At 71.6% G+C, this 24,953-nt stretch carries 20 protein-coding genes; 5 read left to right on the top strand and 15 right to left on the bottom strand.

Features of this window, described 5'->3' with window-relative positions; all coding sequences use genetic code 11:
* Positions 1-177: 177 nt before the first annotated feature.
* From AB0D93_RS15850 to AB0D93_RS15835, 4 genes are all read right to left on the bottom strand, one after another.
* Positions 178-1,266: a branched-chain amino acid aminotransferase gene (locus tag AB0D93_RS15850; protein WP_362119373.1), complete on the bottom strand. Its 1,089-nt coding sequence runs from the start codon at positions 1,264-1,266 to the stop codon at positions 178-180.
* A gap of 246 nt (positions 1,267-1,512) precedes the next feature.
* Entirely contained in the window at positions 1,513-2,556 is a 1,044-nt protein-coding gene (locus AB0D93_RS15845; protein WP_362119370.1) for a 3-isopropylmalate dehydrogenase, read from the bottom strand.
* 70 nt (positions 2,557-2,626) lie between these two features.
* Positions 2,627-2,758: a hypothetical protein gene (locus AB0D93_RS15840; RefSeq protein ID WP_283844273.1), complete on the bottom strand. Its 132-nt coding sequence runs from the start codon at positions 2,756-2,758 to the stop codon at positions 2,627-2,629.
* 222 nt (positions 2,759-2,980) lie between these two features.
* Complete coding sequence (locus AB0D93_RS15835) at positions 2,981-3,889, bottom strand: LysR family transcriptional regulator (protein ID WP_362119366.1); 909 nt, start codon at positions 3,887-3,889, stop codon at positions 2,981-2,983.
* A gap of 103 nt (positions 3,890-3,992) precedes the next feature.
* Here AB0D93_RS15835 and AB0D93_RS15830 point away from each other — a divergent pair, with 103 nt between their 5' ends.
* Positions 3,993-4,985: an NADP-dependent oxidoreductase gene (locus AB0D93_RS15830; protein ID WP_362119363.1), complete on the top strand. Its 993-nt coding sequence runs from the start codon at positions 3,993-3,995 to the stop codon at positions 4,983-4,985.
* Positions 4,986-4,992: 7 nt separating this feature from the next.
* Here AB0D93_RS15830 and AB0D93_RS15825 read toward each other — a convergent pair whose 3' ends face one another.
* The 3 genes from AB0D93_RS15825 to AB0D93_RS15815 all read right to left on the bottom strand — a co-directional run bounded on the left by AB0D93_RS15825 (position 4,993) and on the right by AB0D93_RS15815 (position 8,219).
* A complete protein-coding gene (locus AB0D93_RS15825) occupies positions 4,993-5,532 on the bottom strand; it encodes a GNAT family N-acetyltransferase (RefSeq protein WP_362119360.1) in 540 nt (179 codons plus the stop codon).
* A gap of 90 nt (positions 5,533-5,622) precedes the next feature.
* Positions 5,623-7,254 (bottom strand): L-glutamate gamma-semialdehyde dehydrogenase, encoded by a 1,632-nt coding sequence (gene pruA / locus AB0D93_RS15820; RefSeq protein ID WP_362119357.1) that lies wholly within the window; start codon positions 7,252-7,254, stop codon positions 5,623-5,625.
* A gap of 38 nt (positions 7,255-7,292) precedes the next feature.
* Complete coding sequence (locus tag AB0D93_RS15815; protein WP_362119354.1) at positions 7,293-8,219, bottom strand: proline dehydrogenase family protein; 927 nt, start codon at positions 8,217-8,219, stop codon at positions 7,293-7,295.
* A 165-nt stretch (positions 8,220-8,384) separates the two neighbouring features.
* Here AB0D93_RS15815 and AB0D93_RS15810 point away from each other — a divergent pair, with 165 nt between their 5' ends.
* Positions 8,385-9,674 (top strand): helix-turn-helix domain-containing protein, encoded by a 1,290-nt coding sequence (locus AB0D93_RS15810; RefSeq protein WP_362119351.1) that lies wholly within the window; start codon positions 8,385-8,387, stop codon positions 9,672-9,674.
* 324 nt (positions 9,675-9,998) lie between these two features.
* Here the strand turns inward: AB0D93_RS15810 and AB0D93_RS15805 are convergent, their stop codons facing one another.
* Positions 9,999-10,607: a TetR/AcrR family transcriptional regulator gene (locus AB0D93_RS15805; protein WP_362119348.1), complete on the bottom strand. Its 609-nt coding sequence runs from the start codon at positions 10,605-10,607 to the stop codon at positions 9,999-10,001.
* A gap of 97 nt (positions 10,608-10,704) precedes the next feature.
* Here AB0D93_RS15805 and AB0D93_RS15800 point away from each other — a divergent pair, with 97 nt between their 5' ends.
* Complete coding sequence (locus AB0D93_RS15800; RefSeq protein ID WP_362119345.1) at positions 10,705-12,243, top strand: MFS transporter; 1,539 nt, start codon at positions 10,705-10,707, stop codon at positions 12,241-12,243.
* Between the two features lie 82 nt (positions 12,244-12,325).
* On the opposite strand, the gene serA is transcribed toward AB0D93_RS15800, so the two are convergent.
* From serA to AB0D93_RS15770, 6 genes are all read right to left on the bottom strand, one after another.
* Positions 12,326-13,915: a phosphoglycerate dehydrogenase gene (gene serA, locus AB0D93_RS15795; protein WP_362119342.1), complete on the bottom strand. Its 1,590-nt coding sequence runs from the start codon at positions 13,913-13,915 to the stop codon at positions 12,326-12,328.
* A gap of 250 nt (positions 13,916-14,165) precedes the next feature.
* Positions 14,166-15,164: a ketol-acid reductoisomerase gene (gene ilvC / locus AB0D93_RS15790; protein WP_362119339.1), complete on the bottom strand. Its 999-nt coding sequence runs from the start codon at positions 15,162-15,164 to the stop codon at positions 14,166-14,168.
* Positions 15,165-15,295: 131 nt separating this feature from the next.
* Positions 15,296-15,820 carry an acetolactate synthase small subunit gene (gene ilvN, locus AB0D93_RS15785; protein WP_018544678.1) on the bottom strand — a complete coding sequence of 175 codons (525 nt, stop codon included), beginning with the start codon at positions 15,818-15,820 and terminating at the stop codon, positions 15,296-15,298.
* A 21-nt stretch (positions 15,821-15,841) separates the two neighbouring features.
* A complete protein-coding gene (locus AB0D93_RS15780) occupies positions 15,842-17,689 on the bottom strand; it encodes an acetolactate synthase large subunit (RefSeq protein ID WP_362119336.1) in 1,848 nt (615 codons plus the stop codon).
* Between the two features lie 243 nt (positions 17,690-17,932).
* Positions 17,933-21,031 (bottom strand): EAL domain-containing protein, encoded by a 3,099-nt coding sequence (locus AB0D93_RS15775; RefSeq protein WP_362119333.1) that lies wholly within the window; start codon positions 21,029-21,031, stop codon positions 17,933-17,935.
* A 381-nt stretch (positions 21,032-21,412) separates the two neighbouring features.
* Complete coding sequence (locus tag AB0D93_RS15770) at positions 21,413-22,366, bottom strand: 2-hydroxyacid dehydrogenase (protein WP_362119330.1); 954 nt, start codon at positions 22,364-22,366, stop codon at positions 21,413-21,415.
* Between the two features lie 75 nt (positions 22,367-22,441).
* Between AB0D93_RS15770 and AB0D93_RS15765 the strand changes: the two genes are divergently transcribed.
* The gene (locus AB0D93_RS15765) at positions 22,442-23,440 is read left to right on the top strand and encodes an aldo/keto reductase (RefSeq protein WP_362119327.1); all 999 of its coding nucleotides are present in this window, start codon (positions 22,442-22,444) and stop codon (positions 23,438-23,440) included.
* A gap of 118 nt (positions 23,441-23,558) precedes the next feature.
* Positions 23,559-24,701 carry a PQQ-dependent sugar dehydrogenase gene (locus AB0D93_RS15760; RefSeq protein ID WP_362119883.1) on the top strand — a complete coding sequence of 381 codons (1,143 nt, stop codon included), beginning with the start codon at positions 23,559-23,561 and terminating at the stop codon, positions 24,699-24,701.
* Between the two features lie 15 nt (positions 24,702-24,716).
* Here AB0D93_RS15760 and AB0D93_RS15755 read toward each other — a convergent pair whose 3' ends face one another.
* Positions 24,717-24,935 (bottom strand): DUF6191 domain-containing protein, encoded by a 219-nt coding sequence (locus AB0D93_RS15755; RefSeq protein ID WP_362119324.1) that lies wholly within the window; start codon positions 24,933-24,935, stop codon positions 24,717-24,719.
* Positions 24,936-24,953: the final 18 nt, after the last annotated feature.

Here is a 24,953-nt window from a genome sequence, read left to right as displayed (position 1 = left end):
CCCCGTCCCCGCGCGCACCGGGGCGCGCGCCCCCGCGGGATGACTGGATACCCAGGCGCTCCGCGCGCCAACCGCACCCTTGTTCCCGCCGTCCCCTTGGTACGCCGCGCCCTCGGACCGGCGGTGCCCGGCGGCCTCGGGCCGGTTCGGCACCGCCGGTCACCGCCGTACGGCGGTCTAGCCGATCTTGTGCATCCAGCCGTGCTTGTCCTGCGTCGTGCCGCGCTGGAGGTCGAGCAGGGCCTGGCGCAGGCGGAGGGTGACCGCGCCGGGGGTGCCGTCGCCGTGCGTCCACTCGTCGGTCTTGGTCTTGACGTGGCCGATCGGGGTGACCACGGCGGCGGTGCCGCAGGCGAAGACCTCGGTGAGGGCGCCGGAGGCCGCGTCCGCACGCCACTGCTCCAGGGTGACCACGCCCTCCTCGGCGGTGTAGCCGAGGTCGCGGGCGACCTGGAGCAGGGAGTCGCGGGTGATGCCCTCCAGGATCGAGCCGGTCAGCGCCGGGGTGACGATCCGGTCGCCGTAGACGAAGGCGACGTTCATGCTGCCGCTCTCCTCGACCTTGGTGCGGGTGACGGCGTCGAGGTAGACGACCTGGTCGCAGCCGTGCGCGGCGGCCTCGGCCTGCGGCAGCAGGGACGCGGCGTAGTTGCCGCCGGTCTTGGCGTCGCCGGTGCCGCCGGGGACGGCGCGGACGTGGTCCTCGGAGACCCAGATGGTGACCGGCTTCACGCCGCCGGCGAAGTAGGCGCCGGAGGGCGAGGCGATGAGCATGAACAGGTACTCGTTCGCCGGGTGGACACCGAGCGCGGCCTCCGTGGCGAACATGAACGGGCGCAGGTACAGGGCCTCCTCGCCACCGTGCGGCGGGACCCAGTCGGCGTCCTGGGTGAGCAGCGCGTCCAGCGCGCCGATGAACAGCTCCTCGGGCAGCTCGGCCATGGCCATGCGGCGGGCGGAGCCCCGGAAGCGGCGGGCGTTGGCCTCGGGACGGAACAGCGCGATCGAACCGTCGGGCTGGCGATAGGCCTTCAGCCCCTCGAAGATCTCCTGGCCGTAGTGCAGGACGTGGGTGGAGGGGTCGAGGGAGATCGGGCCGTACGGGACGAGCTGGGCGTCGTGCCAGCCGCGGCCCTCGGTCCACTTGATCGTCACCATGTGGTCGGTGAAGTGGCGGCCGAACCCGGGGTTGGCCAGGATCGCCTCGCGCTCGGCGGCGGCGAGGGGGGTGGCGGAGGGCTTGAGCTCGATCGTGGGCGTCGTCATGAGTGATGTGTCCTTCACCGGTTGTTGTGACGGGCCGCGCTCACGCCCCGTCACTGCGACCTGCCAGTGTTAGGACGTCCGAGCTTTCCCTCATACCGCGGCTCCGCGTCCGATTATCGCGCGGGGGTCGCGGAGGAAGGAATGGGGGTGACAGCGGCCCAGGGGTCGATGGTGGCACCCGGCGGGGACATGCGAAAGCCGCCGGGTGGCGTGCGACCCGGCGGCTTCTCGTGGTGGAGCGCCGGGTCAGCCGGCTACTCGGGAGGCGAGCGCGTCGCCGATCTGCGAGGTGCTGCGGTTGCCCAGCGCGGCGCGCTCGGTGAGGTCGGCGGCGACGGCCGCGTCGATGCGGTCGGCCTCGCCGTCGTAGCCGAGGTGGCGCAGGAGCAGCGCGACGGACAGGACCGTGGCGGTGGGGTCGGCCTTGCCCTGGCCGGCGATGTCGGGCGCGGAACCGTGGACCGGCTCGAACATCGAGGGGAACTCGCGGGAGGGGTTGATGTTCCCGCTCGCGGCCACGCCGATGCCGCCGGAGACGGCCGCGGCGAGGTCGGTGATGATGTCGCCGAAGAGGTTGTCGGTGACGATCACGTCGAACCGGGCCGGGTCGGTGACCAGGTAGATGGTCGCGGCGTCGACGTGGATGTAGTCCGTGGTGACGTCGGGGAACTCCCGGGCCACCTTGTTGAAGATGTTCGTCCACAGGTGACCGGCGAAGGCCAGCACGTTGTTCTTGTGGACCAGCGTGAGCTTCTTGCGCGGGCGGGCCTGGGCGCGGGCGAAGGCGTCGCGGACCACGCGCTCGACGCCGAAGGCGGTGTTGACGGAGACCTCGGTGGCGACCTCGTGCTCGGTGCCCTTGCGGATCGTGCCGCCGTTGCCGGTGTACGGGCCCTCGGTGCCCTCGCGGACGACGACGAAGTCGATCTCCGGCTGGCCGGCGAGCGGGGTGGCGACGCCGGGCAGGAGCTTGGAGGGGCGCAGGTTGACGTGGTGGTCGAAGGCGAAGCGGAGCTTGAGCAGGAAACCGCGCTCCAGGACGCCGGACGGCACCGACGGGTCGCCGATGGCGCCGAGCAGGATCGCGTCGTGCTGCTTGAGCGCGTCGAGGTCGGCGTCGGTGAGCGTCTCACCGGTGGCGTGGTAGCGGCGGGCGCCGAAGTCGTACTCCTTGGTCTCCAGCTTCACATCCTGCGGCAGGACGGCGGAGAGGACCTTGAGACCCTCGGACACGACTTCCTGTCCGATGCCGTCCCCGGGAATCACTGCGAGATCGATGCTGCGAGACATGCGGGCACCCTACTCCTCGTCCCAGGTGATGACATGCGGTGTCCGCGATGCGGACACCGTGTCGGCCCTGTCAGTGGCCCGTCTCGCCGCCGTTGTCGCGGCGGTCGAGGGCGCGCTGGAGGGCGGCGGCGGCGTTCTTGCGGTCGGACTCGCTCGCGCGGGTCACGTGGCGGACTCGGCGGCGGACGGTCGTCTCGGCCATGGAAATCGACTCCTTCGGCAAACATGGAGCACGCAAAAGGGGGTTACGAGACGCCGGAGTGGCGGGGAGCGCGTGGCCGCAGGGGTTGCCTGCACGGGCCCGGCTCACGACCGCCGGTCGCTTGATCGAGCGAGACGTTCGGCTCCTACAAAACTAAGGGAGCGCCCCGCATCTGTCTGCACAATTACTCGGACTTCCTACTATCTGAGACGACGACTCCGGTCACACCCCTCTGAGCTGGGCCTTCGTGCGTTCGAGGGAAGGCGGACCGAGGGACCGCAGGGTGCGGATCAGGGCCCGTACGGCGGTGGTCGCGGCGAGTTCGGGGGTGGTGACGTAGCCGACGGAGCGGTACGGCCGCTCCGGCCCCAGGTCGGTGATCTCGACGGCGGGCGGCGCCCCGGTGAGGGAGAGCGCGGGCATGATGGCCATGCCGAGCCCGCTGCCCACCATGGACAGCACCGCCCCGTCGTCCTCGGCGCTGACGGTCGCCGCCGGGATCCAGTCCTGGGCGGCCCACCAGCCGCGGGTGTAGGAGCCGCAGTTCTCCGCCCAGTCGACGAGCGGCAGGGCACGCGGATCCGGGGCCCCCGCCGGGTGCGCCAGGGAGTACGGCTCCTCCAGCAGCACCCCGCCGACCAGCCCGGCCGGCGGCGGCCCGCTCAGCATGGCGATCCCGAGGTCGGCCCGCCCGGCGGCGACCTCGCCCGCGGTGCCGGCGCCCAGTTCCCGTACGACGGTGACCCTCACCTCGATGCCGGGGTGCCGCTCGGCGAGCCGTTCCAGGGCGGGCGGCAGCAGATGCAGGGCCGCGCTGCGGAAGGCGGCGATCCTGAGCGGCCCGCGGACCTCCCCGGTGCCGGCGGCGCGGGCGTCGGCGGCGAGGGCCTGGAGCATGCGCAGCACCCGCCGCGCATGGGCGGCGGCACGCTCCCCCGCGGCCGTCGGCCGGGCCCCGAACCGGCCCCGCTCGAAGAGCACGACCCCCAGCTTGCGCTCGATGCCGCGCACGGCGTGGGAGACGGCCGACTGGGTGGCACCGAGCCGGGCGGCAGCCGCGGAGAAGGCGCCCTCGTCGGCCACGGCGACGAGGACGCGCAGTTCCTGCGGGCCAAGGTCTGTTGCTGTCACTGCGGGCTCCCACCTGCGCACATGAGCCGGATTCATGGATCGGTGCGTTCCATGAGCCCAACCCCCTGCCCGCGCCCGGCATTCCTCCCTACCGTCCCCTGCCATGACCGAGATCGCGCTCACCGTGCAGCAGACCGCCCGCCCCACCGGCTTCCCCACCGCCGGACACTTCCGTTTCGCCGAGTCCCCGGTGCCCCGGCCGGAGCCCGGCACGGCGCTGGTGGAGAACCTGTTGTGGTCCGTCGACCCGTACCACCGCGAGATGATGGACGGCGACTTCGAGCTGAACGTCCCGCTGGAGGGCCGCACCCTCGGCCGGGTCGTCGCCTCGCGCACTCCGGAGCTGCCCGAGGGCGAGATCGTCTTCCACCGCCGGGGCTGGCGCACCCACGCCGTGGTCGGCCCCGAGGAGGTCCGGCGCCTCCCGCACCACCCGGGCGTGCCGCTGTCGGCGTACCTGAGCGTGCTGGGCGGCACGGGCCTGACGGCGTACGTCGCCCTGACCCGCGTCGCGCGTCTGCGCGAGGGCGAGGACGTGTTCGTCTCCGGCGCTGCGGGCGGGGTCGGCACGGCCGCCGGCCGCTTCGCCCGGCTGCTCGGCGCGGGACGCGTGATCGGCAGCGCGGGCAGCCCGGCGAAGGTGAAGTACCTGACGGACCGGGCCGGTTACGACACCGCCTTCGACTACCACACCGGGCCGGTCGCCGGACTGCTGGCCGAGGCGGCGCCCGCCGGCATCGACGTCTTCGTGGACAACGTCGGCGGCGACCACCTCGGCGCGGCCGTCGGCGCGCTGCGCGAGCGGGGCCGGGTGGTGCGGGTGGGCACGATCAGCCAGTACAACAGCCCCGAGGCGACGCCCGTGCTCTTCAACCACGCGGACGTCGTGGAGAAGAGCCTGCGCATCGAGGGCTTCCTGGTGAAGCACTACCAGGACGCGCAGGACGAGCTGTACGACTTCGCCGTACCGCATCTGCGCAGCGGGGCACTGCCGGCGGACGAGACGGTGGTCGACGGGTTCGAGCGGATCGTGGAGGCGTTCCTGCTGATGCTGCGCGGCGGCAACACGGGCAAGACCCTGGTCCGCGCCGCCTGACGTACTGTCAGGCCACGTCGCCGTCACGCCAGTCGAGGACGAACTCGCCGGCGGGGTCGAGCGGCCCGGCGAGCGCAGGCCGCACGTACACGCTTCCCTCCTCCTCCGGCAGGCGCACGATCCCGTCCGGCGAGAGGCCGTGCACCTGCCCGCCCCACCGCTGCCAGCCCCGGGCGGTGTACAGCGGGGCGCCCGCCCCGCTCGCGGCGAGCGCCCCGAGGTCGTACGCCCGGTCGATCACCCGCTCCAGCCCGGCCATCACCCGTCCGCCGAGCCCGGTGCGCCGCGCGTCGGCACGCACCGCGACGGCCTCGACGTACCCGGTGCGCAGCCAGCGCCCCCGGTGCCGGATCCGCCGCATCACGACGGACCCGTGTGCGGCGAGCCCGGCCCCGTCCTGGACGAGCACATGGATCCCCCCGAGCCCGTGGTCCCAGTCCTCGGCGGAGAAGTCCCGGCCGAACGCCTCCTCCAACAGGGTCCGGGCGGACCTGAGTTCGGCGGAAGTGAGGTCGGCGGTGTGGGCCGTGCGCAGCCGGACGGTCATGACCCCAGTGTGACCGACGGTGCGATGGAAACGGGCCGGGAAGCCTGCTCGGTGTCAGGCTTCCCGGCCCGTCGCTCGGGGGCGGGCTGATCAGCCCATGTGCGGGTACGCGTAGTCGGTCGGCGGGACCAGCGTCTCCTTGATGGCGCGGGTCAGGGTCCAGCGCAGCAGGTTCTGCGGGGCGCCGGCCTTGTCGTTGGTGCCGGAGGCACGGCCGCCGCCGAAGGGCTGCTGGCCGACGACGGCGCCGGTCGACTTGTCGTTGATGTAGAAGTTGCCGGCCGCGTAGCGCAGCTTCTCCATCGTGTACGCCGCCGCAGCGCGGTCGTTCGCGATGACCGAGCCGGTGAGGGCGTAGTCGGACACCGACTCCATCTGGGTCAGCATCTCGTCGTACTGGTCGTCCTCGTAGACGTACACGGCGAGGAAGGGACCGAAGTACTCGGTGCGGAACACCTCGTTCTCCGGGTCGGAGCACTCGACGACGGTCGGACGGACGAAGTAGCCGACCGAGTCGTCGTAGGTGCCGCCCGCGACGATCGTGCAGGCCGGGTCCTCCTTGGCGCGGTCGATCGCGGCCTTGTTCTTGGCGAAGGCACGGTCGTCGATCACGGCGCCGATGAAGTTCGACAGGTCGGTGACGTCGCCCATGGTGAGGTAGTCGACCTCGGCGGCGAACTCCTCCTTGAAGCCCGAGTTCCAGATGGAGGCCGGGACGTAGGCGCGGGAGGTGGCGGAGCACTTCTGGCCCTGGTACTCGAAGGCGCCGCGGGTCAGGGCGGTCTTCAGCACCGCGCGGTCGGCGCTCGGGTGGGCGACGAGGAAGTCCTTGCCGCCGGTCTCGCCGACCAGACGCGGGTAGGAGCGGTACTTCTCGATGTTGTTGCCGACCGTCTTCCACAGGTACTGGAAGGTCTTGGTCGAGCCGGTGAAGTGGATGCCCGCCAGGTCCCGGTGCTCCAGGGCGACCTTGGAGACCTCGATGCCGTCGCCGGTGACGAGGTTGATGACGCCCTTGGGCAGGCCCGCCTCCTCCAGCAGCTGCATGAGCAGCACGGCCGCGTGGGTCTGGGTCGGGGACGGCTTCCAGACCACGACGTTGCCCATGAGCGCGGGCGCGGTGGGCAGGTTCGCGGCGATGGCGCTGAAGTTGAACGGCGTGATCGCGTAGACGAAGCCCTCCAGCGGGCGGTGGTCCAGACGGTTCCACACGCCCGGGGAGTTCGCCGGGGGCTGCTCGGCGAGGATCTGACGGGCGTAGTGGACGTTGAACCGCCAGAAGTCGACCAGCTCACAGGGGCTGTCGATCTCCGCCTGCTGGGCGGTCTTGGACTGGCCGAGCATGGTGGAGGCGGCGATCGTCTCGCGCCACGGGCCGGCCAGCAGCTCGGCGGCGCGCAGGATGATCGCGGCGCGGTCGTCGAAGGACATCGCGCGCCAGGCCGGCGCGGCGGCGAGGGCCGCGTCGATGGCGTCCCGCGCGTCCTGCTGCGTGGCGTGCCGTCCGGTGCCGATGACGGACTTGTGGTTGTGCGGCTGGACCACCTGGAACGGCTCGCCGCCGCCCATCCGCTTCTCGCCGCCGATGGTCATCGGCAGGTCGACCGGGTTCTCGGCCAGCTCCTTGAGCTTGGCCTCGAGCCGGACGCGCTCGGGCGAGCCGGGGGCGTAGCCGTGCACCGGCTCGTTGACGGGGGTGGGGACCTGGGTCACAGCGTCCATGAGATCCGAACTCCTTGATCTTGAGCGGGTGTTGGGACTCAGCCCTTGCTGACCATCGAGCGGAGGAAGAAGCGCAGGTTCGCCGGCTTCTCCGCGAGCCTCCGCATGAAGTAGCCGTACCAGTCGGTGCCGTAGGCGGTGTAGACGCGCATGCGGTGACCCTCGGCGGCCAGCCGGAGGTGCTCGTCGCCGCGGATGCCGTACAGCATCTGGAACTCGTACTCGTCCAGTTTGCGCCCGGCCTTGTGGGCCAGCTCCTGGGCGATGGCGATCAGACGCGGGTCGTGCGACCCGATCATCGGGTACCCCTCGCCCTCCATCAGGATCCGCAGGACACGGACGTACGCCTTGTCGATCTCGTGCTTCTGCTGGTAGGCGACCTCGGCGGGCTCCTTGTAGGCGCCCTTGACCAGGCGGACCCGGCTGCCGGCGGCGGCCAGGCGGCGGGCGTCGGCCTCGGTGCGGAAGAGGTAGGCCTGGATGACGCAGCCGGTCTGCGGGAAGTCCTTCCGCAGCTCCTCGTGGATGGCGAACATCGAGTCGAGGGTGGTGTGGTCCTCGGCGTCGAGCGTCACGGTCGTACCGATGGTGGCGGCCGCCTCGACGACCGGGCGGACGTTGGCGAGCGCCAGCTCGTGGCCGCCCTCGAGGGCCTGGCCGAACATCGACAGCTTGACGGACATCTCGACGCGCTCGCCGAGCTGCAGCTCGGCGAGGTGGTCGATCAGCGCCAGGTAGGCGTCCCGGGCGGCGGTGGCCTGCTCGGGGGTGGTGATGTCCTCGCCGACGACGTCCATCGTCAGCTCCAGGCCCTTGGCCGTCAGGTCCCTGATGATCGGCACGATGTCGGCCACGGTCTCGCCGGGGATGAAGCGGTCGACGACCTGCTTGGTCACCGGGGCCGCCGAGATCAGGCGTCGCATCCGGTCGCTGCGCGACGCGGCGAGAATCACGGGACCCAGCACGGGGCACCTCCACAGACAAGCACCAAATACGGCCGTCACCCGACGATTCGGGTACGGCACGGAGAACCACCGTGAAACCTAAGGATCTCTCCGATCGTGGGCCATCGACAGCTGTCACGCATCCGTGCACGGGATCTCAGACAGATGTATGAAGGCCTCCGGGAAATGAGGGAGAATGCCCGAGTGGCGGCGGATTTCAAGGCCTTCAAGGCCGACTACCAGGAACTGGTCGACGAGATCTCCGAGCTGCTGGGCGTCCCGGCGACCCTGGAGAACCGCGACTTCGAGCTGATCGCCTTCGGCGCGTACGACAGCGACGAGGAACTGGACCCCTCCGCGCTGGACCCGGTGCGCACCCGCTCGATCCTGACCCGGCGCTCCACGGCCACGGTGCGGTCCTGGTTCGAGGGCTTCGGCATCACCCGCGCGACCGGCCCGGTACGGATCCCGCCGAGCCCGGAGGCGGGCGTCTACCGCGGCCGGATCTGCCTCCCGGTACGCCATCGGGGCGTCGTCCTCGGCTACGTCTGGCTGCTGGAGAGCGATCCCGGGCCGACGGACGCACAGCTGGCCGCCGCGATGGAGGTGGCCGGCCGGATCGGCGCGCTGCTCGCGGACGAGGCGGAGGCCGGGGCCGGGCTGAGCCGGGAGCTGCGGGCGGTGCTCACGGCGGAGCGCGGCTGGCAGCAGGACATGGCGGTGGCCGAACTCCGTACGGCCCTCGGGCCCCACGCCGACGGTCCCGTCACCCTTGTGTGCGTCGCCCCCTGGCCCTCGGCGGACCCGGACGACGCCCCCGCCGCCCGTGCGGTCCCCCACGCCATGGCGCTGTGCACGCTGCCGTGGGGCGCGTCGGGGCAGAGCCTGGCACTGCTGGTACGGCTGCGGACCACCGAGGTGAGCACCCCCGCGCTGGCGGCGGCCGCGCGCGTGCTGAAGGAGGCCGAGGGGGCTCGGGGGGCGCCGGGGAGCGCGGCGCGCGGGGCCGGAGCCCGGGTGGCGGCGGCCGCCGCGGCGGGCCTCGCGGGAGCGGGCCGGGGCACGGGGTGCGCCGCCGGGGTCGGAGATCCGCGCACCGGTCTCACGGCGCTGGGCACGGTCTGGCAGGAGGCGCTGGCCGCCGCGCGCGCCGCGCTGGCCGAGCCACGGTTCGGGCCGGTCGCGCAGTGGCGGGGCATCGGCCCGTACCGGCTACTGACCGCGTTGCCGCCGGAGGTCGCGCACGACCCCGTGGCCGGCCCGCTCCTCACCCCCGCCCAGCGCGAACTCGCCCGCACCGCCGAGGTCTACCTGGACTGCGCGGGCCAGGCCGGCCGTACCGCCGCCGAGCTGGGCATCCACCGGCAGACGCTGTACTACCGGCTCTCCCGCGTCGAACAGTTGACGGGCCTGGACCTGGACGACGGCGAGGACCGTCTACTGCTGCACATGGCGCTGAAGCGGGCACGGTTGTAGGCGCCCCGGCGGCCCCGCCGCCGACGCCGGCGCCGGCGCCGGCGCCGGAAGGGACGTCCGTCGCGGTCCGGAGGAATCCTCCGGCCCCCACCGGACAGCCGGGACGTCCGTCTCGGTCGGGCCGACGCGTTCGGCCCCGCACCACACGGGGGCGGCCGCCGCCGCGAGCGGCACGGGTTCCCCCCGGTCCTTCGAGGTGACCACGCCGGCCACGGGAGTCTCGGGCACCGGCGCGTGCACCCGGCCGTCGCCGCCGAGGCGCAGTCACGCGGCGCACGAGGCGGATCTCCCGCATGCGGGGGCCGCGCGCGGCGCGCACACCGGTCAGCCCCTCAGCACCGCCGAGGGATCGGGCCCGGCGGCCCTGGTGGCCTCGACGATCTGCCGGAGGCCCTCGGTGAGCGCGTCGCCGTCCGGGGCCGTCTTGGGGTCGAAGGACCACTGGGCGATGAGACCGGTCATCAGGGTCATGTAGAAGCGGCCCAGGGTGTCCGCCGTCTCGTCGGGGATCTCCTCCTCCGGCACGCCCTGGAGGAGGGCCACGAGACCGCGCGCCCCCTCCCGCTGGGCGCGACTCAAGTGCTCGCGCACCTCGGGCAGTTCGATGGTCATGACCTCCATGCTGAGCCGCCAGATGGAGCCCGGTCCCCGCATCGTGGCGACGATGTTCGACCACACCCACCGGAAGCGCTCCAGAGAGCCGGGCGCGCCCTCGATCGTGGACCCGTCGCTTCCGTCGAAGGCGTCGGACATGTTCTCCACCAGGGCGATGTACGCCTGCGCCAGCAGCGCGTCCTTGGAGCCGTAGTGGTAGCCGATCGAGGCCAGGTTGGTCCCCGAGGCCTTGACGATGTCACGCGCCGTCGTGCGCGCGAACCCCTTCTCCAGCAGGCAGCGCTTGGCGCCTTCGAGCAGATCCTCACGGTGTCCCATGCCGACCACCCTACCGCCGATCCATACGGTCGTCCCAGACGGATGACTTATACATTCGTTCTAGACAAGCGTTTAAGACGCCCGTACAGTCACTGGCATGACGAACTCGACGAGCACGAACGCCCCCGTCGGCGCCGAAGACGGCGCCCCCGCCCGCGCCGGGCGCCGCGAGTGGACCGCTCTCGGCGTGCTGATGCTCCCGCTGCTGCTGGTCTCGATGGACGTGTCGGTCCTGTACTTCGCGACCCCCGCGATCAGCGCGGATCTGCACCCGAGCGGCACGCAGCAGCTGTGGATCTTCGACGTCTACGGCTTCGTCCTGGCCGGCCTGCTGATGACGATGGGCTCGCTCGGCGACCGCATCGGCCGCCGCCGGCTCCTCCTCATGGGCGCCGCCGCCTTCGGCGCCGCCTCGCTCCTCGCGGCCTACGCGAACAGCGCCGAGACACTGATCGCGGCCCGCGCGGTCCTCGGCATCGGCGGCGCGACCCTGATGCCGTCCACGATGGCGCTGCTGCGCACGATGTTCACCGACCCCGGCCAGCGGGCGAAGGCGATCGGCCTGTGGTCGGGCGTGATGACCGGCGGCATCGCGCTCGGCTCGGTGATGAGCGGCATCCTGGTCGAGCACTTCTGGTGGGGCTCGGTCTTCCTGGTCAACCTGCCCGCGATGGTGCTGCTCCTGCTGCTCGGCCCGGTGCTGCTGCCGGAGTCGAAGGACCCGGCCCCGGGCCGCTTCGACTGGGTGAGCGTCCCGCTGTCGATGGCCGCCGTGCTCCCCGTGATCTACGGCCTGAAGGAGATCCCCTCCGAGGGCTGGCACCCGCTGTACGTCGTCTCGATCACGGTCGGCCTGCTCTTCGCGGCCCTCTTCGTCCGCCGCCAGCGCACCAGCGCCTCACCGCTGATCCCGCCGGCCCTGCTGAAGGGGCGCGGCTTCGCCCCGGCACTGGTCCTGAACCTCGTCGCCGCGCTCGCCATGTTGGGCTCGGCCATCTTCACCACCCAGTACCTGCAGTCGGTCCTCGGCAAGTCCCCGCTGGCCGCGGCCCTGTGGAGCCTGCTGCCCTCGGTGTTCATCGGCTTCGCCGGTCCGGTCACCGCCCAGCTCGTCCAGCGCGGCGTCAACCGGGGGTACGTCGTCGCCGGCGGCTTCGCCGCCATGGCGGCCGGGTTCTCGATGTTCACGCTCCTCGGCACGGACTCGCTGTGGCTGGTGCTGGCCGGGGCCGGCGTCCTCGCCTGCGGGATGGTCGCGATCACGTCCCAGCTGGTGGACCTGGCCATGAGCAGCGCACCGGTGGAGCGGGCGGGCACCGCCTCCTCCCTGCTGGAGACCGGCACGGAGTTCGGCGGCGCGCTCGGCATGGCCGTACTCGGCTCCATCGGTACGGCGGTCTACCGCCACGAGATGCCGGCCGGCGCCCCGGCCGGGGCCCGCGAGACCCTGGGCGACGCCCTGGCCACGGCGGCCCGGCTGCCCGGCGGGGCCGGCGGCTCCCTCGTCACCACGGCCCGCGAGGCCTTCACCAGCGGGATGCAGGCCGCGTCGATCGCGGGGGCGGTGCTGGTCGCGATCGCGGCGGTCGGGGCCGCGGTGAGCCTGCGGAGGATCGAGGTCGAGGACGAGAAGTAGGGCAGAAAGAAGAACCCCGGACGGGCCGACGGAAGTCGGCCCGTCCGGGGCTACTCCCTGTGGGGGGAGTTCACGGATGTGCTCAGACGAGGTTCACCGAGCGGGCGGACGTCGCACCGATCTCGGCGGCGACCTCGGCCAGCACACCGGAGGTCACCGTGTCGTCCACGGTGAGGACGGCCAGCGCCTCGCCGCCCACCGCCGCGCGGGCGACCTGCATGCCGGCGATGTTGATGCCCGCCTCGCCGAGGATGCGGCCGACGGTGCCGACGACACCCGGACGGTCCTCGTAGCGCAGGACGACCATGTGGTCGGCGAGCGCGAGGTCGACGTCGTAGTCACCGACCGCGACGATCTTCTGGATGTGCTTCGGGCCGGCCAGCGTGCCGGACACCGACACCTCCTCGCCGCCCGCGAGGGTGCCGCGCACGGTGACGACGTTGCGGTGCTCGGCCGACTCCGAGCTGGTGGTCAGCCGGACCTCGACGCCGCGCTCCTGCGCGAACAGCGGCGCGTTGACGTAGCTCACCGTCTCGTCGACGACGTCCTCGAAGACACCCTTGAGCGCGGACAGCTCCAGCACCTTCACGTCGTGCTGGGTGATCTCGCCGTAGACCTCGACGTCGAGGCGGTGCGCGACCTCGCCGGCCAGCGCGGTGAAGATACGGCCGAGACGCTCGGCGAGCGGCAGACCGGGCTTGACGTCCTCGGCGATGACTCCGCCCTGGACGTTCACCGCGTCCGGCACCAGCTCGCCGGCGAGCGCGAGGCGCACCGACTTGGCGACGGCGATACCGGCCTTCTCCTGGGCCTCGTCGGTGGAGGCGCCCAGGTGCGGGGTGCAGACCACCTGGTCCAGCTCGAACAGCGGGGAGTCGGTGCACGGCTCCTTGGCGTACACGTCCAGGCCCGCGCCGGCGACCCGGCCCTCCTTCAGCGCCGCGTACAGCGCCGCCTCGTCGACGATGCCACCGCGCGCGGCGTTGACGATGCGCACGCTGGGCTTGACCTTGCGCAGCGCCTCGTCGCTGATGAGGCCGAGGGTCTCGGGGGTCTTGGGCAGGTGGACGGTGATGAAGTCGGAGACCTCCAGCAGCTCGTCCAGGGTCAGCACCTTGACGCCCATCTGCGCGGCCCGCGCGGGCTGCACGTAGGGGTCGTAGGCGACGACCTTCATGCCGAAGGCCGACATGCGCTGGGCGACCAGGGCGCCGATGCGGCCGAGGCCGACGACGCCGAGGGTCTTCTCGGCCAGCTCCACGCCCGTGTACTTGCTGCGCTTCCACTCGCCGTTCTTCAGCGCGGCGTTGGCCTGCGGGATGTTGCGGGCGGAGGCGAGGATCAGACCGCAGGCCAGCTCGGCGGCGGTCACGATGTTGGAGGTGGGGGCGTTGACGACCATCACGCCGGCCTTGGTGGCGGCGGAGACGTCGACGTTGTCCAGGCCGACGCCGGCGCGGGCGACGACCTTGAGCTTCTTCGCCGCGGCGATGGCCTCGGCGTCCACCTTGGTGGCGGAGCGGATCAGGATCGCGTCGACGTCGGCGATGGCGGGGAGCAGTTCGGCTCGGTCGGCTCCGTTGGCGTGCCGGATCTCGAAGTCCGGGCCGAGCGCGTCGACGGTCGCGGGCGACAGCTCTTCAGCGATGAGTACGACGGGTTTCGAGCTCACGTGAGTCCTCACAAGTCCAATGCGGACGGCCGTCCCGACGGCCGCAGGCGGTGGAGGGGGCTAGCCGCGGAAGACGCACGACGCTGTGGGCCTGACGCGTGTTTGTGCAGCAGTGTAGTGGCGTGGCGGTGGTCGTAATGCGCCTCTACGGAAGGATCACCCGGACGGGAAACTCCATTTTGTATGGAGGCTTTCCGCGGGATGGACAACGGGGGCCGGAGCAACCTGCCCCGGCCCCCTGACGTGAGGCTTACGCGTCCTCGTTCACCCAGCTCATCAGCTTGCGGAGCTGCTTGCCGGTGGTCTCCAGCAGGTGCTCGGAGTCCTGCTGCTTGTACTCGTTGTACTTCTTCAGACCACCGTGGTACTCGTCCATCCAGTTCTGGGCGAAGGAGCCGTCCTGGATCTCGGCGAGGACCTGCTTCATCTCGGCCTTGGTGGCGTCGGTGATGATGCGCGGGCCGGTGACGTAGTCGCCCCACTCGGCGGTCTCGGAGATGGACCAGCGCATCTTCTCCAGGCCGCCCTCGTACATGAGGTCCACGATCAGCTTCAGCTCGTGCAGGCACTCGAAGTAGGCGATCTCCGGCTGGTAACCGGCCTCGGTCAGGGTCTCGAAGCCCGCCTTGACCAGCGCGGCCGTACCACCGCAGAGGACGGCCTGCTCGCCGAACAGGTCGGTCTCGGTCTCCTCGGTGAAGGTCGTCTTGATGACGCCGGCGCGGGTGCCGCCGATGCCCTTGGCGTAGGACAGGGCGAGCGCGAAGGCGTTGCCGGAGGCGTCCTGCTCGACGGCGGCGATGCACGGAACGCCGCGGCCCTCCTCGTACTGACGGCGGACCAGGTGGCCCGGGCCCTTCGGGGCGACCATGCAGACGTCCACGCCCGCCGGGGGCTTGATGAAGCCGAAGCGGATGTTGAAGCCGTGGCCGAAGAACAGCGCGTCGCCGTCCTTCAGGTTGGGGGCGATGGACTCCTCGTAGACCTGGGCCTGGATCGGGTCCGGGACCAGGATCATGATGACGTCGGCCTCGGCGGCGGCCTCCGCCGGCGTCACCACGCGCAGGCCCTGCTCCTCGGCCTTGGCCTTGGACTTGGAGCCCTCGTGCAGACCGACGCGGACGTCGACACCGGAGTCACGCAGCGACAGCGCGTGGGCGTGGCCCTGGCTGCCGTAGCCGATGACCGCGACCTTGCGGCCCTGGATGATGGACAGGTCGGCGTCAGCGTCGTAGAACAGCTCGGCCACTTTGGGTTCTCTCCTTGGTGTGCAGGTTGTGCGTCCCACCGTATGCCGGTGAGGGGAAGGGAAGTCTCTGGGTCTCGGCATCCGGGCGGACGGTGTGTCGCCGACCGCCCGGATACCGCCGTACTTCAGCTTTACGCGGATCGGTCGAGAGCGCGCAGCGAGCGGTCGGTGATCGAACGGGCGCCGCGGCCGATCGCGATCGTGCCGGACTGCACCAGCTCCTTGATGCCGAACGGCTCCAGCATCTTGAGCATGGCGGACAGCTTCTCGCCGGACCCGGTGGCCTCGATGGTCACGGCCTCCGGGGAGACGTCCACGGTCTTGGCGCGGAACAGCTGGACGATCTCCACGATCTGGGAGCGGGTCTCGTTGTCGGCCCGGACCTTCACCAGCACGAGCTCGCGCTGCACGGCCTGACCGGGCTCCAGCTCGACGATCTTCAGCACGTTGACGAGCTTGTTGAGCTGCTTGGTCACCTGCTCCAGCGGCAGGTCCTCGACGCCCACCACGATGGTGATGCGGGAGATGTCGGGGTGCTCGGTGACACCGACCGCGAGGGAGTCGATGTTGAAGCCGCGCCGCGAGAACAGCGCGGCGATCCGGGCGAGGATGCCCGGCGTGTTCTCCACCAGGACGGAGAGCGTGTGCTTGGACATGATCTCTTTGCTCTTCCTCGCTCAGTCGTCTTCGTTGTCGCCGAAGTCGGGACGGACGTCCCGGGCGGCCATGATCTCGTCGTTGGAGGTGCCTGCGGCGACCATCGGCCACACCATCGCGTCCTCGTGGACGATGAAGTCGATGACGACCGGGCGGTCGTTGATGGAGTTCGCCTCCGCGATGACCTTGTCCAGGTCCTCCGGGCGCTCGCAGCGCAGGCCCACGCAGCCCATCGCCTCGGACAGCTTCACGAAGTCGGGCACGCGCGTGCCCTTCGCGTCCGGGTTGATGTCCTCCGGGCCGCTGTGCAGCACGGTGTTGGAGTAGCGCTGGTTGTAGAAGAGGGTCTGCCACTGGCGGACCATCCCGAGGGCGCCGTTGTTGATGATGGCGACCTTGATCGGGATGTTGTTCAGGGCGCAGGTGGTCAGTTCCTGATTGGTCATCTGGAAGCAGCCGTCGCCGTCGATCGCCCAGACCGTCTGGTCCGGCGCGCCGGCCTTGGCGCCCATGGCGGCCGGGACGGCGTAGCCCATCGTCCCGGCGCCGCCGGAGTTCAGCCAGGTGGCGGGCTTGTCGTACTGGATGAAGTGCGCGGCCCACATCTGGTGCTGGCCGACGCCCGCCGCGAAGATCGTGCCCTCGGGCGCGAGTTGGCCGACGCGCTCGATGACCTGCTGCGGGGAGAGCGAGCCGTCGTCCGGCTGGTCGTAGCCGAGCGGGTAGGTGTCGCGCCAGCGGTTGAGGTCGCTCCACCAGGCGGTGTAGTCGCCCTGGTGGCCCTCGCTGTGCTCCTTCTGCACCGCCTGGACCAGGTCGGCGATGACCTCGCGGGCGTCCCCGACGATCGGCACGTCGGCGGCGCGGTTCTTGCCGATCTCGGCCGGGTCGATGTCGGCGTGGACGATCTTGGCGTACGGGGCGAAGCTGTCCAGCTTGCCGGTGACGCGGTCGTCGAAGCGGGCTCCGAGGGCGACGATCAGGTCGGCCTTCTGCAGCGCGGTGACGGCGGTGACCGCACCGTGCATGCCCGGCATTCCCACGTGCAGCGGGTGGCTGTCGGGGAACGCGCCGAGCGCCATCAGGGTGGTGGTGACGGGCGCTCCGGTGAGTTCGGCGAGGACCTTCAGCTCGGCGGTGGCCCCCGCCTTGATGACGCCGCCGCCGACGTAGAGGACGGGACGCTTCGCGGAGGTGATCAGCTTGGCCGCCTCGCGGATCTGCTTGGCGTGCGGCTTGGTCACCGGGCGGTAGCCGGGCAGGTCCATGGTGGGCGGCCAGGTGAAGGTCGTCTTCGCCTGGAGGGCGTCCTTGGCGATGTCGACCAGGACCGGGCCGGGGCGGCCGGTGGAGGCGATGTGGAACGCCTGCGCGATGATCCGCGGGATGTCCTCGGCCTTGGTGACGAGGAAGTTGTGCTTGGTGATCGGCATGGTGATGCCGACGATGTCCGCCTCCTGGAAGGCGTCCGTGCCGATCGCCTTCGAGGCGACCTGACCGGTGATCGCGACCAGCGGGACGGAGTCCATGTGGGCGTCGGCGATCGGCGTGACCAGGTTGGTGGCGCCGGGGCCGGAGGTGGCCATGCAGACGCCGACCTTGCCGGTGGCCTGCGCGTAGCCGGTGGCCGCGTGGCCGGCGCCCTGCTCGTGGCGGACCAGGACGTGGCGCACCCGGGTGGAGTCCATCAGGGGGTCGTACGCCGGCAGGATCGCGCCGCCGGGAATGCCGAATACCGTGTCAGCGCCGACCTCCTCGAGGGAGCGGATGAGGGACTGCGCACCCGTCACGTGCTCGACGGGGGCGGACTGCTGTCCTCCGGATCGGGGCCGCGGCTGCGGATGGGCCCCGGTGGCCTGCTCGGTCATCGGCATTCTCTTCTCGATGCTGAGGGTTTTTGCGAGGTTTGTGCGGAGTTCAAGCGCTGCACGAAAGGCACTCGTGCAACAAAAAACCCCTCGTGCCGCAAGGCAAGCGAGGGGAGCGCGCCGGTGAGGTCGCTGGGGTTTCCGGATCGTCCTCCGGTGGGCCCCAGCTCAGCCGACGCGCTGTCCAAGTACGAGAATTCGGGTGCGCATGGCACTGACCCTCCCCCCGACGCGCACCACGTGTCAAGTGGGTGGGACGGGAGTCTCAGAATGTGAACGAAGGGCACTGCCGCCTCCCAGAACAGCGGGAACACCCCCTGTGTACACCCCGGAACCCCTTTTCATGGCTCGTTCACCCCCGGGGCGCTCCAGCGGTTCCCTGGCGGTCCCGGCGAAGGCCGGCTCGGCCGGGGCGTGCGGCACCGGGTAGTGGCCGGATCCGAGCGCCCGGCGCAGCCGGTACTCGTCCAGCGGACCCGCGAAGGCCATGCCCTGCCCGTGTGTGCAGCCCATCGCGCGCAGGGCGACGACCTGCTCCGGCAGATCCACGCCCTCGGCCACGGACTGCAGCCCGAGATCGCCGGCGATCCGCAGCAGACCACCGGTGATCTTGTGCAGCCGCGCGGACTCCACGACGCCCTCGACCAGACCGCGGTCGAGCTTCAGGATGTCCACCGGGAGCCTTCGGAGCGCCGTGATGGCCGCGTAGCCGCTGCCGAAGCCGTCCAGCGCGATCCGCACCCCGAGCCGGCTGAGCGCGGTCAGCCGCCGCTCCAGCTCGTCCAGGGAGATCCGCGGATCGGCGTCGGACAGTTCGAGGACCAGCGCGCCGGGCGGCAGCCCGTGCCGGGTCAGCAGCGCCTCCACCGGGCCGAGCGGCATCGAGCGGTCCAGCAGCCGCCGGGCGCCGACCCGCACGGCCACCGGTACGACGGTTCCGGTCGCGGCCCGCTCGGCGGCCTGCTCGACGGCCTCCCGCAGGATCCAGCGGTCGAGCTCGGCGGTCTTGTCGCCGTCCTCGGCCATCCGCAGGAACTCGGCCGGGGTGAACAGCACCCCCTGCGAGGAGCGCCAGCGCGCCTGCGCCGACACGGCCGTGATCCGGCCACTGTCGAGGCACACCACCGGCTGGTGCAGCAGTACGAACTCGCCGTCGTGCAGCGCGGCACGGAGCCGGGTGGCCAGCTCCGCCTTGCGTACGACGTCCTGCTGCATCTGCGGCTTGTACAGCTCGACCCGGCCCTTGCCGGCCGCCTTCGCGCGGTACATCGCGAGGTCGGCGTTGCGCAGCAGCTCGCCCGCGCCGAGGCCCGGCTCGGCGAAGGCGACGCCGATGGAGGCGTTGACCCGGACGTCGCTGCCGTCGATGGCGTACGGCTGGGAGAGGGTGACCCTGAGGCGGTCGGCGAGCTCCAGGATGTTCCGCTCCCGGGCGGCACGGTCACGCGTGCCGTCCCCGACGATCAGGGCCGCGAACTCGTCGCCGCCGAGCCGGGAGGCGGTGTCTCCCTGCCGGACCGCGTCCTGGAGTCTGCGGCCGGCCTGGACGAGCAGTTCGTCCCCGGCCTGGTGCCCGATCGTGTCGTTGACGGCCTTGAAGCCGTCCAGGTCGATGAAGAGCACCGCCGTGTTGCGCAGGGCGGCGCCCCGGTCCGTGGCGCGGCGGCCGGAGAGGGCCTGCTGGACGCGCCGGGTGAACAGCGCGCGGTTGGGCAGGTCGGTCAGCGGGTCGTGCTCGGCGTTGTGCTGCAGCTGCGCCTGCAGGCGTACCCGCTCGGTGACGTCCCGGCTGTTGAAGATCAGGCCGCCGTGGTGGCGGTTGACGGTCGACTCGACGTTGAGCCAGCCTCCGCCGCTCTCGGCTTCTCCCCCGGCGCGGGAGGTGCCCCCACCCCCGGAGCGGAAGCGGCACTCGATGCGGGTGGTGGGTTCCTCCAGGGGGCTGGCGGCCAGGAAGCGGCGCACCTCGTGCAGCACACAGCCCAGGTCCTCCGGGTGGATGAGTGCGGCCAGTTCCGTGCCCACCAGGTCCTCGGCGGGCCGGCCGTAGACCCCGGCGGCGGCCGGGGAGACGTACCGCAGGATGCCGTTGGGTGCGGCGATCATGATCACGTCGCTGGAGCCCTGCACCAGGGAGCGGAAGTGGTTCTCCTTCTGCGCCAGTTCCTGGGTCAGGGTGATGTTGTCCAGCAGCATGATGCCCTGCCGGATGACGAGTGCGAGGACGACGGCGCCCGCGGTGATCAGCACGACGTGGTCGGGTCGGCGGCCGTTGAGGACGTTGTACAGGATGCCCAGGGTGCACACGGCGGCGGCGAGGTACGGGGTGAGGGCGGCGAGGGAGCCGGTGAGCGGCCGGCCGGCCGGGTAGCGGCTGTGCTCACCGCCCGGGGCGGGCAGGGACACGTGGTGGTGGCTCGTGCCGCGCTGTCCGGGCAGGTGCTCGTGCACCACGCGCGTGTGTCCGTCCGGTACGTGCGCGTCCTGCGCGCCCTTGCGCCGGGGCGCTGCCCAGGGGGCGTAGGCGAGCAGCAGCGAACCGGCGAACCAGCCGGCGTCCAGCAGCTGACCGGAGCGGTAACTGCTGTGCAGCAGCGGTGAGGTGAACAGCGCGTCGCACATCACGGTCAGCGCGAGCGCGCCGATCGCCGTGTTCACCGCGGTGCGGTTGCCCGGGGCGCGGCGGAAGTGCAGCGCGAGCACCATGCTGACGAGGGCGATGTCGAGCAGCGGGTACGCCAGCGACAGCGCGGTGTGCGCCACGCTCGGTCCGTCGAACCGGGCCGCCTGGGCGAGCGCGAGGCTCCACGACAGCGTGAGCAGCGAGCCGCCGATCAGCCAGGCGTCCAGCGCCAGGCAGATCCAGCCGGCCTTGGTCACCGGCCGTTTGGCGAGCACCAGCAGGCCCACGATGGCGGGCGGCGCGAAACACAGGAAGAACAGGTCGGCGTAGGAGGGGCTGGGCACGGGCCGTCCGAGGACCACCTCGTACCACCCCCAGACCGCGTTGCCGAGGGCCGCCATCGCCGAGGAGAGGGCGAACAGCAGCCAGGCGGAGCGGAAGCGGACACGTGGGTTGCGGGCGTACACGAAGCAGGAGACGGCGGCGGTGCCCGCCGCGGCGCTCAGCCCGAAGTCGCCCATGAACAGCGCCACTTCGTTCGTACCCCAGTCGAACGCGGCCCCGACGGCGTAGGCCGCGCAGACCAGGGCGAGGACGAGTTGCTCCATCGTGCGGGTGCCCTCGCCGGCGGCCGGCCGGCGGGGCGGCGGCGCCTGCTGCGGATGCGGTGCGCGCACCGCTCCGTCGAGGGCGGTCGTCATCGAGGGCGGCGCGTTCACCGGGGCCTCCCGGTCCGCGCCGCTCCCGGGTCCCGACGGTCCCGCTGCGCCGGGTGCGCATGCCTTCTGCGGCCGCTGTGCCTGCGCTGGTGGTGACTGGTGTGGCTGGTGTGGTGATCGCGTCTGCGCGTGGCCGTGCGCCAGGGTCGTCGGCGGCTCCGCCGCGTCGGATCGTTCGTCCATAGGCCGTGCATCGCCCGTCGCCCCCCTCACAAATCTGAAATGTCCATCCCCGGCGCCGAACGTTCGGCGGCAGCCCCTGTCGGGACGATACACCAGGATCGTCACTCAGGGACATAGCTTCTCTACGCTCCGTGACGACCAGCGGGGATGCGGGTACGGGCCGCATCCGAGGGGTTGCGGAGGGTGCCGGACGCGGTGTCAGGACCCCGTCGTCAGGATCACGTTGCGCAGGGGCTCGTGGTTCACGAAGCGGGTCAACTGGTCGACGAGCAGCCGCTTCGCACGCGGCAGGAAGGCCGAGCTGGGCCCGCCCACATGGGGGCTGATGAGCACGCCGGGGGCCTGCCAGAGCGGGTGCCCGGGCGGCAGCGGCTCGGGGTCGGTGACGTCCAGGGCCGCGGTGAGCCGGCCGCTCTCCAGCTCCGTGAGCAGGGCCTTGGTGTCCACGACCGGACCGCGCGCCACGTTCACGAGCAGCGCACCGTCCTTCATCCGGGCCAGGAACTCGGCGTCCACCAGCCCTCTTGTCCGCTCCGTCAAGGGCGTGGAGAGGATCACGACGTCGGCGTGTGGAAGCAGTGAGGGCAATTCGGTGAGCGGGTGCACCGGACCGCGCGCCGTGGTGCGCTCAGAGCGCGCGACGCGCGCCACCCGCGCGAGTTCAAAGGGCGCGAGCCGGTCCTCGATGGCGGCGCCGATGGAGCCGTAACCGACGATGAGGACGGACTTGTCGGCGAGGGCGGGGTGGAACGCGCTCTGCCAGCGCTCCTGTTGCTGGGCGCGGACGAACCCGGGGATGCCGCGCAGGGAGGCGAGGGTCAGGGTGAGGGCGAGCTCGGCGGTGCTCGCCTCGTGCACCCCGCGCGCGTTGCACAGCTGCACGCCGGGCCGGATGACCGACAGCCGCGAGGTGACGTCGTCGACGCCGGCGGTGAGGGTCTGGATCACCTGGACGTTCGTCAGCCGCTCCAGCGGGCGCACCCGGACCGGCAGAGGCGTCATGTACGGCACGACGTACACGGCGCAGTCCGCCGGGTCGCCCGGGAACGGCTGGTCACCGTCCTCACCGCCGTCCCAGAACAGGTAGCGGGGCCCCGCGGGCAGCCCCTCGATCTCCTCCGGCTCCATGGGGAGCCACACATCAGCGCTCATGCCAAGGAGGCTATGTCAGGTGCGGCGCGTGCAGAGGTTAGGTTGGGGGCCGGGCAGAGGGAGGTTCACGAGCAGGTGGAGCGCAGGACGATCGGCGCGGGGGCGCTCGCGGTGGGGGCCGTCGGACTCGGGTGCATGCCGATGAGCTGGGCGTACAGCGGGTCGCGGCAGCGGGGCGACGAGTCGCTCAGAACCGTGCACCGGGCGCTGGAGCTGGGCTCGAACCTCCTGGACACGGCGGACATGTACGGGCCCTTCACCAATGAGCTGCTGCTGGGCCGGGTGCTGAAGGAGCGGCGCGCGGACGCCTTCGTCTCCACGAAGGTCGGGCTGCTGGTGGGCGAGCAGCACATCGTGGCCAACGGCCGCCCGGGCTATGTGAAACGTGCCTGCGACGCCTCCCTGCGCCGTCTCCAGACGGACGTGATCGACCTCTACCAGCTGCACCGTGCCGACCCCGAGGTCCCCGTCGAGGAGACCTGGGGCGCGATGGCCGAGCTGGTGCGGGCCGGCAAGGTGCGGGCACTGGGCCTGTGCGCGGTGGGGGCGCGCGGGGGCCGCCGGTCCGGGGCCGGGCTGCACGACGGGACCCTGCGCCAGTTGCAGCGGGTGCAGCAGGTGTTCCCGGTGGCCGCGGTGGAGGCGGAGCTGTCGGTGTGGTCGCCGGAGGCGCTGCGGGCGCTGCTGCCGTGGTGCGAGGCACGGGGCGTGGGTCTGCTCGCGGCGATGCCGCTGGGCAACGGCTTCCTGACCGGCATGCTGACTCCGGGCCAGGGCTTCGAACCGGACGACGTCCGGGCCCGCCATCCCCGTTTCACGGCGGAGATGATGGCGGCCAACCAGCCGGTCGTCGCGGGCCTGCGCCGGATCGCGCGCCGCCACGGAGAGCACGTCACGCCGGCCCAGGTGGCGCTGGCCTGGGTCCTGGCCCAGGGCCGCCACGTCATCGCCTTGCCGGGCACGAAGCAGGAACGCTGGGCCGTCGAGAACGCGGCGGCGGCCGGCCTGCGCCTGACCCAGCAGGACCTGACCGAGGTGTCGAGGCTGCCGGCCGCGCAGGGGTCGTGGGAGTGAGGGGTTGCGGGGTCGGTTTCCGGGGATCGGGAACCCGGGCGGCGCGGGCGGTGTATGAGAGGAAGCAATGCCGGCGGACCGCCGCTTCGAAGGGATCGTGATCGTGCGACGACGACCTGTGTCGGCCCTGTTGGCCGTGGCCGCCCTCCTGCTGACGGCCGGCTGCTCCTCCGACGGGGGCGGGTCCCCGAGCGGGGGCGGCCCGTCCACGGGTACGGCGCCGGGCACGGCCCCCTCCGGCCGTGCCACCGAATCCGCCGCACCGGCCAGGGGATCGGTGAAGGTGCTGCGGACCGTGGCCGAGGGCCTGAAGACGCCGTGGGGCCTGGCGCCGCTGCCCGACGGGGGTCTGCTGGTCTCCTCCCGCGACGACGGCACGATCATCCGGATCGACGACAGGACGGGCCGCGGGACCGTGCTCGGCAAGGTCTCCGGGGTCTCCCCGGCCGGCGAGGGCGGTCTGCTGGGCATCGCCCTCTCCCCCGGCTACGCCTCGGACCACATGATCTACGCCTACTTCACCTCGGCCTCGGACAACCGCATCGTCCGCGTCCTGTACGACGAGCGGAAACCGGCCGGTGAGCAACTGGGCGCCCCGGACACGGTGTTCAAGGGCATACCCAAGGGCGTCATCCACAACGGCGGCCGGATCGCGTTCGGGCCGGACGGGATGCTGTACGCGGGCACCGGCGAGAGCGGCGAGCGGGGCCTGGCCCAGGACCGGAAGTCGCTGGGCGGAAAGATCCTGCGGCTGACCCCGGAGGGCGAACCGGCCCCGGGCAATCCCTTCCCCGGCTCCCCGGTGTACTCGTACGGCCACCGCAACGTCCAGGGCCTGGCCTGGGACGACCGGCAGCGCCTGTTCGCCTCGGAGTTCGGCCAGGACACCTGGGACGAGCTGAACGCGATCAAGCCGGGCGGGAACTACGGCTGGCCGCGGGCCGAGGGCAGGTCCTCCGACGCCGCCTTCCAGAACCCGATCGCCCAGTGGCACACCGACGACGCCTCGCCCAGCGGCATCGCCTACGTGAACGGAGTGATCTGGATGGCGGGCCTGAAGGGTCAGCGGCTGTGGCGGATCCCGCTCAAGGGCACGGAGGCCTCGGCGGCGCCCCAGGCCTTCCTCGCCGGTGCCTACGGCCGGCTGCGCACGGTGATCGCGGCGGGCGGGGACAAGGTGTGGCTGGTGACGAGCAACACCGATGGCCGGGGCCGGCCGAAGAAGGGCGACGACCGGGTGCTCGAGGTGCGGGTGAAGTAGCGCTCGCCGGACCGCTCACGCCTCCTCGGCGCCCTCGTCCGGTCGCCGCTCCGGCTCCGCCTCGGCGGGCGGTGGTCCGGGCAGGCGTATCACCGCCTTCCCGGACGTGAGGTCTATGGGCCCCCGTCCGGGGTCGTTGTCACCGACGTCCTCACGGGTCAGTTCCAGACGGTTCTGTTCGTCCCGGGTGTGTTTGCGACCGGGCGCGAACAGTTCCTCGAAGGCGTTGAACACGGCCCCTCCCCCGCTTTC

The organism is Streptomyces sp. NPDC048191 (assembly GCF_040652655.1).
Lineage (GTDB): Bacteria > Actinomycetota > Actinomycetes > Streptomycetales > Streptomycetaceae > Streptomyces.
This window is presented reverse-complemented; position numbering and strand designations above follow the sequence as displayed.

What these genes read in the sequence shown, in the direction of transcription:
- pruA (WP_362119357.1), bottom strand. Translation starts at nt 7,254, where the DNA reads ATGGACGCTGTGACCCAGGTCCCCACCCCCGTCAACGAGCCGGTGCAC.
- AB0D93_RS15840 (WP_283844273.1), bottom strand. Translation starts at nt 2,758, where the DNA reads ATGGCCGAGACGACCGTCCGCCGCCGAGTCCGCCACGTGACCCGCGCG.
- AB0D93_RS15830 (WP_362119363.1), top strand. Translation starts at nt 3,993, where the DNA reads ATGACCGAGATCGCGCTCACCGTGCAGCAGACCGCCCGCCCCACCGGC.
- AB0D93_RS15810 (WP_362119351.1), top strand. Translation starts at nt 8,385, where the DNA reads ATGAGGGAGAATGCCCGAGTGGCGGCGGATTTCAAGGCCTTCAAGGCC.
- AB0D93_RS15850 (WP_362119373.1), bottom strand. Translation starts at nt 1,266, where the DNA reads ATGACGACGCCCACGATCGAGCTCAAGCCCTCCGCCACCCCCCTCGCC.
- AB0D93_RS15780 (WP_362119336.1), bottom strand. Translation starts at nt 17,689, where the DNA reads ATGACCGAGCAGGCCACCGGGGCCCATCCGCAGCCGCGGCCCCGATCC.
- ilvN (WP_018544678.1), bottom strand. Translation starts at nt 15,820, where the DNA reads ATGTCCAAGCACACGCTCTCCGTCCTGGTGGAGAACACGCCGGGCATC.
- AB0D93_RS15805 (WP_362119348.1), bottom strand. Translation starts at nt 10,607, where the DNA reads ATGGGACACCGTGAGGATCTGCTCGAAGGCGCCAAGCGCTGCCTGCTG.
- AB0D93_RS15800 (WP_362119345.1), top strand. Translation starts at nt 10,705, where the DNA reads ATGACGAACTCGACGAGCACGAACGCCCCCGTCGGCGCCGAAGACGGC.
- AB0D93_RS15770 (WP_362119330.1), bottom strand. Translation starts at nt 22,366, where the DNA reads ATGAGCGCTGATGTGTGGCTCCCCATGGAGCCGGAGGAGATCGAGGGG.
- AB0D93_RS15845 (WP_362119370.1), bottom strand. Translation starts at nt 2,556, where the DNA reads ATGTCTCGCAGCATCGATCTCGCAGTGATTCCCGGGGACGGCATCGGA.
- AB0D93_RS15825 (WP_362119360.1), bottom strand. Translation starts at nt 5,532, where the DNA reads ATGACCGTCCGGCTGCGCACGGCCCACACCGCCGACCTCACTTCCGCC.